This window comes from Streptomyces sp. Q2, from assembly GCF_056820935.1.
This window is the reverse complement of the sequence record NZ_JBXEJE010000044.1, coordinates 75,884-82,922: the sequence shown is the minus strand read 5'-3', so window position 1 is coordinate 82,922 and position 7,039 is coordinate 75,884. Positions and strand designations below refer to the sequence as shown.

The 7,039-nt window shown below is 67.1% G+C and carries 5 protein-coding genes and 3 pseudogenes; 4 read left to right on the top strand and 4 right to left on the bottom strand.

From position 1 onward, the window contains the following. Positions 1-178: 178 nt before the first annotated feature. Positions 179-307, bottom strand: a pseudogene (locus tag ACWBNA_RS38020) (IS5/IS1182 family transposase); the annotation flags it as partial. 164 nt (positions 308-471) lie between these two features. After that, positions 472-1,659 carry a M20 metallopeptidase family protein gene (locus ACWBNA_RS38015; protein WP_482709098.1) on the bottom strand — a complete coding sequence of 396 codons (1,188 nt, stop codon included), beginning with the start codon at positions 1,657-1,659 and terminating at the stop codon, positions 472-474. Between the two features lie 283 nt (positions 1,660-1,942). Here ACWBNA_RS38015 and ACWBNA_RS38010 point away from each other — a divergent pair. Continuing rightward, positions 1,943-3,132, top strand: a pseudogene (locus ACWBNA_RS38010) (IS110 family RNA-guided transposase). Between the two features lie 284 nt (positions 3,133-3,416). Further along, entirely contained in the window at positions 3,417-3,950 is a 534-nt protein-coding gene (locus ACWBNA_RS38005) for an NUDIX hydrolase (RefSeq protein WP_482709097.1), read from the top strand. Here the strand turns inward: ACWBNA_RS38005 and ACWBNA_RS38000 are convergent. Beyond that, entirely contained in the window at positions 3,928-5,268 is a 1,341-nt protein-coding gene (locus ACWBNA_RS38000) for a helix-turn-helix domain-containing protein (protein ID WP_482709096.1), read from the bottom strand. The two genes, ACWBNA_RS38005 and ACWBNA_RS38000, sit on opposite strands and share 23 nt — an antisense overlap. A gap of 114 nt (positions 5,269-5,382) precedes the next feature. Between ACWBNA_RS38000 and ACWBNA_RS37995 the strand changes: the two genes are divergently transcribed. Both ACWBNA_RS37995 and ACWBNA_RS37990 read left to right on the top strand, forming a co-directional pair. Continuing rightward, positions 5,383-5,625, top strand: coding sequence for a hypothetical protein (locus ACWBNA_RS37995; RefSeq protein WP_482709095.1), 243 nt, complete (start codon positions 5,383-5,385; stop codon positions 5,623-5,625). Positions 5,626-5,746: 121 nt separating this feature from the next. After that, positions 5,747-5,986 (top strand): annotated as a pseudogene (locus tag ACWBNA_RS37990) (DDE-type integrase/transposase/recombinase); the annotation flags it as partial. 247 nt (positions 5,987-6,233) lie between these two features. On the opposite strand, the gene ACWBNA_RS37985 reads toward ACWBNA_RS37990, so the two are convergent. After that, a complete protein-coding gene (locus ACWBNA_RS37985; RefSeq protein ID WP_482709094.1) occupies positions 6,234-6,896 on the bottom strand; it encodes a DUF6461 domain-containing protein in 663 nt (220 codons plus the stop codon). Positions 6,897-7,039 lie beyond the last annotated feature (143 nt).

The window sequence follows — 7,039 nt, the reverse complement described above, 5'->3', positions numbered from 1 at the left end:
CGGTGCCGCGGGATCCCCGGACTCCATGTTCCCGCGATGTACGACCGCGAGCCGCTGCCGGGCTGCGGGGCCGCCTCGGTGCGCCCCCGCAGCCCGCGGGTGCCGGCGCAGGTAAGACCCAGTTCCTGAGTCTGGACACCCTGCACGCCGCGCATTTCGCGGCGCCCATCTCCGGCGGCAAACGGGGACGGCCCGCACTCAGGCGCCGCCAACGGGAGCCGATCGCACGGCGGTGCCGCCGCAACTGCTGCGTGAGGAAGCGAAGGGCAGAGCTGGACACGTCGACGCCCGACGGGTAGACAAGCACGGGAAGCCTCTGGTGGAGACGGTTCTCTAGGTCGCCATCTACCAGGGGCTTCACCACGCTGTCAGCCCAACTCCCCGACTGAGGTACCAGGTTGGAAAGGGCTCAGTGAGCATTCTTGCATCTCACGTTGGCGAGGTGCGCTGCCTGGCCGACCGGGATGCAGCTCAGGCGAGGGCATCGAGACGGTGTGACAGGAACGCCGCCATCGCGCGGACCCCGATACCGATCGCGTGCTCGTCGGCAGCGAAGTCCGGGGAGTGGGGGACCCCGTTGATGCCCGCTTCCGGGTTGGCGACGCCGAGGTAGAACATCGCTCCGGACACCTGGTGCAGGAAGTACGCGAAGTCCTCGCCGTTGAACGGATACGCCGCGTGCAACACCATGACCGCGTCCGCACCCAGGGCGCCTCGCAGGTACGAGGCTGCCGCCGCGTTGAGCTCCGGCGAGCACACCATGGCGGGCAACGGAGGCTCGGTGAACTCCACCCGCCCACGGGGCAGCGCATCCACCCAGCGCCGCACCTCCTCACGGATCTCGGCGTACCGGCTCTCAGGCCAGGCCCGCAGATAGGCGTGCACGCGCGCGCCATCATCGCCCGAGCTCGAATGGGACAGGGCATAGACAAAGCGCGCCAGCGGGCCGTCCGGGCTCTGCATGTCGTCCATGAGCTGCTGGAGCTGTCCGGGCGTCTGCGGGCGCCCGACAGTCGACAATCCGTCGATCATGGCGACGAGCCGCTTGGCGTCGTCGGCGGCGCCCGGCCCCGCCAGCTCGATCCGGAAGCGGTCTTGCCCCGGCTGACCCGGCCCGACCGCGAACGTGCCGACTGGATTGGAGCCGCAGTGCAGCGCGTAGATCTCCCGCGGCGCGGTCCGCTCCAGGACCCCGTCCTCGATCATCGCCCGGGCGCCCTCGCACGTCTCCTCGGCCGGCTGGAAGACGAAGACGACCCGGCCGTTCAGCTGCTTCCACAGCCGTGCGAGGACCAAGGCGATACCCACCCCGATCGCCGTGTGCAGGTCGTGGCCGCACAGGTGGGCCGCCCCCGGGACCTGCGAGGCGAAGGCACAGTCGAACAGTTCGTCGTCGTCGACCGCGTCCATGTCGGCCCGGTAGGCGACGGTCGGGCCCTCACCCGCACCGTCGAGCACCGCCACCACACCATGGCCGCCCACGCCGGTTACGACGGCCAGACCCGCGGCGCGAAGCCGCTCGGTGACCAATGCTGATGTGCGCCGCTCCTCACCGGCAAGATCGGGATGCCGGTGGATGTCGCGGCGCATCCCGATCAGCTCATCGTCGATCTCGGCCACAATCTTGTCGATCATCGCGTGGTCCAGCGCGGAAGACATGCGCCGGAGGCTACACGAGCCGATCTCCAACCCGGCCTTGAAGTTGAAAAAGGCTCCCTACGTTGTTCTGCGGGACGCGGTGAGCCCTCGTATGGTTCACCCACCCAGGGGTGCCGGGTGTGGTTCAAAAGGCTCTGCCGCTTGTGGCTTTCAGTGATTGGCCGCCCGGCGCCCCACGACGACCCGGCTGCCAATGAGGAATTGCGAATGATCGCTGAGTAGGGAATCGACAGCGAGGTCGTCCGTCGGGAGGCACCAGCACCACACCGCACGGAGGCAGCACATGGCCGCGATCTGGGCCGGCATCGACGCAGGCAAGACCCACCACCGCTGCGTCGCGATCGACGAGAGCGGCCACCGGCTGCTGTCCCGACGCGTCGCCCACGACGGACCCGAACTCCTCGAACTCCTCACCGATGTCCTGGCCCTGGGCGACGAGGTGACCTGGGGCATCGACCTGGCCGATGGCGGCGCCGCCCTGGCCATCACGATCCTCCTCAACCGCGACCAGCCGCTGCACTACATCTCCGGCCGGGCCATCCACCGCGCCTGCGAGAGCTACCGCGGCGAAGGCAAGACCGACGCCAAGGATGCCGCAGTCATCGCCGACCAGGTCCGCATCCGCCGCGACCTGCAACGCTTACGCGCCGGCGACGAGACGGTCACCGACCTCAAGATCCTCACCGGCCGACGCATGGGCCTGGTCGCCGACCGCACCCGCACCGTCAACCGGCTCCGCGCCCAACTCACCGACATCTTCCCTGGCCTGGAGCGGGTTCTGGACTTGACCAACACCGGCCCGCTCACGCTGCTCACCGGTTACCAGACCCCGGCCTCCCTGCGCCGGACAGGCAAGAAGAGGCTCGAGACCTGGCTGCGCAACCGCAAGGTCCTGCGCCCTGACCGGCTCGCCGAGACCGCTTGGGGAGCCGCCGTGCGCCAGCACACCAGCCTGCCAGGGGAGAAACTGACCGCCCGGCTCGTGCACACCCTGGCGGCGGAGGTGGTGGCCCTCAACCACCAGGTCGCCGAGCTCGACAAGGCGATCGAGGCCCGGTTCGCGAGCATCGGGACTTCGAAGTGATCACCAGCATGCCCGGCCTGGGCGTGATCCTCGGTGCCGAGTTCCTGGCCGCGACCGGCGGTGACATGAGTCTCTTCGGCACTCCTGACCGCCTCGCCGGCTTCGGCGGCGTTGCTCCTGTCCCCCGCGACTCCGGGAAGATCAGCGGCAATCTCCGCCGTCCACGACGCTACAACCGCCGACTCCAACGAGTCTTCTACATCTCCGCACTGTTCAGCATCCGAAGTTGCGAGGACTCCCGCCGGTTCTACGATCGCAAACGCTCCGAGGGCAAGCGTCACATCCAGGCCGTCCTGGCCCTGGCCCGCCGCCGCGTCGACGTCCTCTGGGCACTCCTACGTGACGGACGGACCTACGAGGCCGTGCCTCCCACCGCTCCCGCGGCTTGACAGACAGCATTAGGAAACAATGTTTCACCCCGGTGCTCCCAGACACGACAGCTGACCTGACCGTTCGCCCAGGTCAGGGCCCAAATCGCAGGCGTCGCAGCTTCCCAAGCTGAGGCTCGACGAACCTCCTATGCCACTTGTCCCCTCCTGATGCTTGGCCACTCCAGCCGGAATGACGCGGACCACTCAGGCCATCTCGTCAGGATGACGCGAAAAGAGTCGAACTTGCGCCCTCCTCCGGAGCGGTCTGAGATCCTAGAGACCGATCGAGAGGGGCCGCAGGTATGGAGTGGAAGACCCACGGTGAGCGACAGATCTACACGAACCCTTGGGTGAATCTGTGTCTGGTCGACGTCCAGCAGCCTGACGGGCGCAGGTGGGAGTACCACGTCGTTCGCCTCCGGCACTTGGCCGTGGCCGCCGTGGTCAACGACCGCCAGGAGGTGCTGATGATGTGGCGGCACCGCTTCATCACGGACTCCTGGGCCTGGGAGTTGCCCATGGGCCTGGTCGAGGAGGGCGAGACTCCTGAGGAGGCGGCGGCCCGCGAAGTCCTGGAAGAGACGGGCTGGCGGCCTGGTCCCATCAAGCCCTTGATCTACGCCGAGCCGGCCAACGGGATCACGGACTCGCAGCACCACGTCTTCCGTGCGGACGGCGCGACTTACGACGGTCCGCCCACGGAGAAGAACGAGTCCGACCGCATCGAGTGGATATCCCTCAGCGAGGTGCGAGGGATGATCGACCGCCGCGAGATCGTGAGCAGCGGATCCCTCGTCGGCCTCCTGTACCTGCTCATGGATGAAGCGATCCGCTGACCGGTGGGAGGAGTTCCCGTAGCCGCGACTCGAAGGCCAGGGCTACGGGCTCCTGCCTGTGTGGGGCCAACTGGTCGTAGAACTCCCTGAGGTGGCCTGACACTCGCTCCGAAGCCACCGCCGACGCGGGCTCCAGAGCTTGCGTGGCGGTGTGGCACGCCTGGTCAAGCTTGCCTTGGTCCAGCTGCGTACGAGCCAGCCAGAAGGCGTGAAACGCGCGGCCTCGCTGATTGTTGCGGGCTTCCCGGCGCAAGGCATCCGCGATCAACGGTTCAGCGGTCGCTGCCTCGCCCAGTCGGCCATGAGCAATGCCGGTATCGACGATGAGCTTCGGCTCGTCGAAGTAGGCCACCCACGACGGATCCGGGTCGCTCGCCTGGATCTGCTCGAACTGGCTGTGCGCTTCCGTGATCGCCCGGTGCGTGGACGTCTGGCTGCCGAGCGTGGCATGGGCGAAGGCTTCCCGCATGGACAACATCGACAGGACCCGTGGGGTGGTGTCGGCGGCCGAGCGGGCCTGGTCCTGGGCGGCGGTCACGAGTGCCAGGGAGTCCGCGGGCTTGTCCTGGTAGGTGGCCTGCAAGCTCATGCACGCGAGGACGTTGGCCATGAACTGGCGGTCGTCGATGGTCTTGGCGAGTTGCAGGGCCTCGGTGAAGTAGGCACGGGCCTGGTTGTACTGGCGGGCGTCGAAGTACGTCCAGCCAGTGAGGCGAGCGAGCTCGGCCGCGATCCCGTACAGGCCGTTCTGGATGGCTGGGGGTCGACTTTCCTTCAGGAGTCCGACCACATACCGAAGCTGACCGACGACGGCAGGTCTGAGTGCCTCGCCGCCGTGCTGGTCGTCTCGTCGCCAGTAGTCCTCGATGGAGGACCGGAATGCCTCAAGTGTTGCTGCGCTGAGGTTGGTCCGCGTGGTCAGCGCAAGGATGCTGTCCACGTCGGGCCCCGGTAGGGACGCAGGGGCGAGCTGTTCCGGCTCCGCCACTTGGGGAGCCTCGCGCTCGGTGACGACGAGAGCCTGGGGTGTCTCCCATGGGCGCCGGGCAAGCCCGAGCATGTGCCCTGGAATGCGCAAGCCGTCGGCGATGCGCTCGACGACGTCCATGTGCAGCAACTGGCGGCGGCCCGCGATCACTTCGCCGACGCGGCTCGGCGTCAGCTCGCATCGCCTTGCGATCATCGACGGGTAGATGCCCGCTCTGGTCTTCACCAGCCGGAAGACTCTGCCGAAGTCCCGTACCCGGCACGCATTGATCATCTCGGGATCGGTGAGCAGCCGGGCAGGCAGCTCCTGCGGCCGGTCGGGGTCGGGCATTGGGCAAGCTCCCAAACTGCGAGGGCTACGCAACGTCACGGATTCTCTACTTGCCGCGATGTTACCCAAGTTGGGTAATCAGCCTGACCTTTTGGCGGGGGTACCCGAATCGCGATGCTCGTGTACATGGCGAGCAATCAGCAGACCAGACCAGCCATCGGCGAACTGGCGAAAGACAGTGCCACCGGACGTATCGGCGTCGTCATGGGTGAGATCGGTGGCCGCGTGCAGATGCGGCCGGTCCGTGGCGGCAGGGAGTGGGATGCCATGCCGGGCAACGTGGTGGCACCCAGCGCGCGGGAGGAACTGAGCGCACGCCTGGCCGTGCGGAACGGCAAAAGTCAGGTCCCGCTGTGATCCGCGCCATCGGCCGGTATGCCGGGGTCCTGTTCATCATCTGCATCAGCGGTTCGTGCGGTCTGGTGATCGGCATGGCCCTCGGGACCAGCCAGAGGCGGCGGCCCGTGGCCGCCAGCGTGGCAGTGAGTGCAAGATGGTCACTGGGATCGATGACCACTCTCGCTTCATGGTGATCGCGAAAGTGGTGCAGCGGGCCACGGCCCGGGCGGTCTGCTCGGCCTTCGGGGAAGCGCTGGTGCGGTTCGGAGTGCCCGAGGAAGTGCTGACCGACAACGGGAAGCAGTTCACCGCCCGCTTCAGTCCCGGCAAGCCGGGAGAGACGATGTTCGACCGGATCTGCCGGGAGAACGGCATCACCTGACGCCAACCCGTCAACCATCAACTGAGACTCGACACTTCCTCGCGTTGGCTTGCCGCATTATCTGTTGGAGGCGGCTCAAGAAGGCCAGATCATGATCGCGGCACGAGCTCTTTGGGCTGATCCGCGTTGGCCTTGCCCTCAGATCGGTCATCGTGTCACTGCCCTTCTCCGACCGTCGCCCGTCACGTTGGCCAGGCGTTGGTCGTGGCCCAGGGCGGCGAAGGTGATCCTGTCATTTAGGACATCAGGACAGTCCACTTGAAGGCCCGAAATCCAGGACAGTCCCGGGCGAAACCGGTCCCTCACCCGCATAGGTATTGCTCAACGGTGCCGCTGGTGCATCGTCCCCGGCGAGCGTCAGGCTGGGCCAAAGCCCGTTGAGGGCCGCGTCGTCCAGGGTGATGCCGAGGTGGTCGAGTACGAGAGCCACCACTGGCGCCATCCCGGCACCCTCACCCTCGTGTGCGGCGAGCGCCTCTTCCACCCGATCCCACCAGGGGCCGAGCGGCTCGGACCGACTGTGCTCCATGCCGGGCTCGAAGTACTCGACGCACTCGCCGTCATGCCAGTACTGAAAGACGTCGATTCCCTCGGTAGTCGCCACGCTGTACGTCTCAGTTCCCCGAGACAACGCAGCGAGGGATTCTTCCTCAAAGCCGATGCCACCTTCCTCCTCGACGCAGAAGGCCCATTCACCGACCCTGCCGGACCGCAGCAACGAGACCATCCCGTCACCCGATTCACCCGAGAGCAGATCCGAGGCCGCGTCCCCGCCGAGCTGGCGCGCCCGCTCCGGATCGGCCCCGTACCGGGCGAACACCTCCTCGGGACCGAGACCGCGGGTGAAAGTAGCGCACATCCAAGCCCTCGCCCAGTCCAGCGAACCCGCGTCCGCGCCTGCTTCCATGATCTGCCTCCGTCATTCACACCTGACATCGCCTGCCAAGGCCGAGCCTTGCGGGCTCTCCACGGTGCGCCAAGCACGGCGGGGAGCCGGATCATGATGCCTGGTTCATGCGGTGGGATCGGTACCGGGCAGGACGCCCTGGG

Excerpts from the sequence above, each read along its gene's own strand:
- ACWBNA_RS38015 (WP_482709098.1), bottom strand. The coding sequence starts at position 1,659 with ATGTCTTCCGCGCTGGACCACGCGATGATCGACAAGATTGTGGCCGAG.
- ACWBNA_RS38005 (WP_482709097.1), top strand. The coding sequence starts at position 3,417 with ATGGAGTGGAAGACCCACGGTGAGCGACAGATCTACACGAACCCTTGG.
- ACWBNA_RS38000 (WP_482709096.1), bottom strand. The coding sequence starts at position 5,268 with ATGCCCGACCCCGACCGGCCGCAGGAGCTGCCTGCCCGGCTGCTCACC.
- ACWBNA_RS37995 (WP_482709095.1), top strand. The coding sequence starts at position 5,383 with ATGCTCGTGTACATGGCGAGCAATCAGCAGACCAGACCAGCCATCGGC.
- ACWBNA_RS37985 (WP_482709094.1), bottom strand. The coding sequence starts at position 6,896 with ATGGAAGCAGGCGCGGACGCGGGTTCGCTGGACTGGGCGAGGGCTTGG.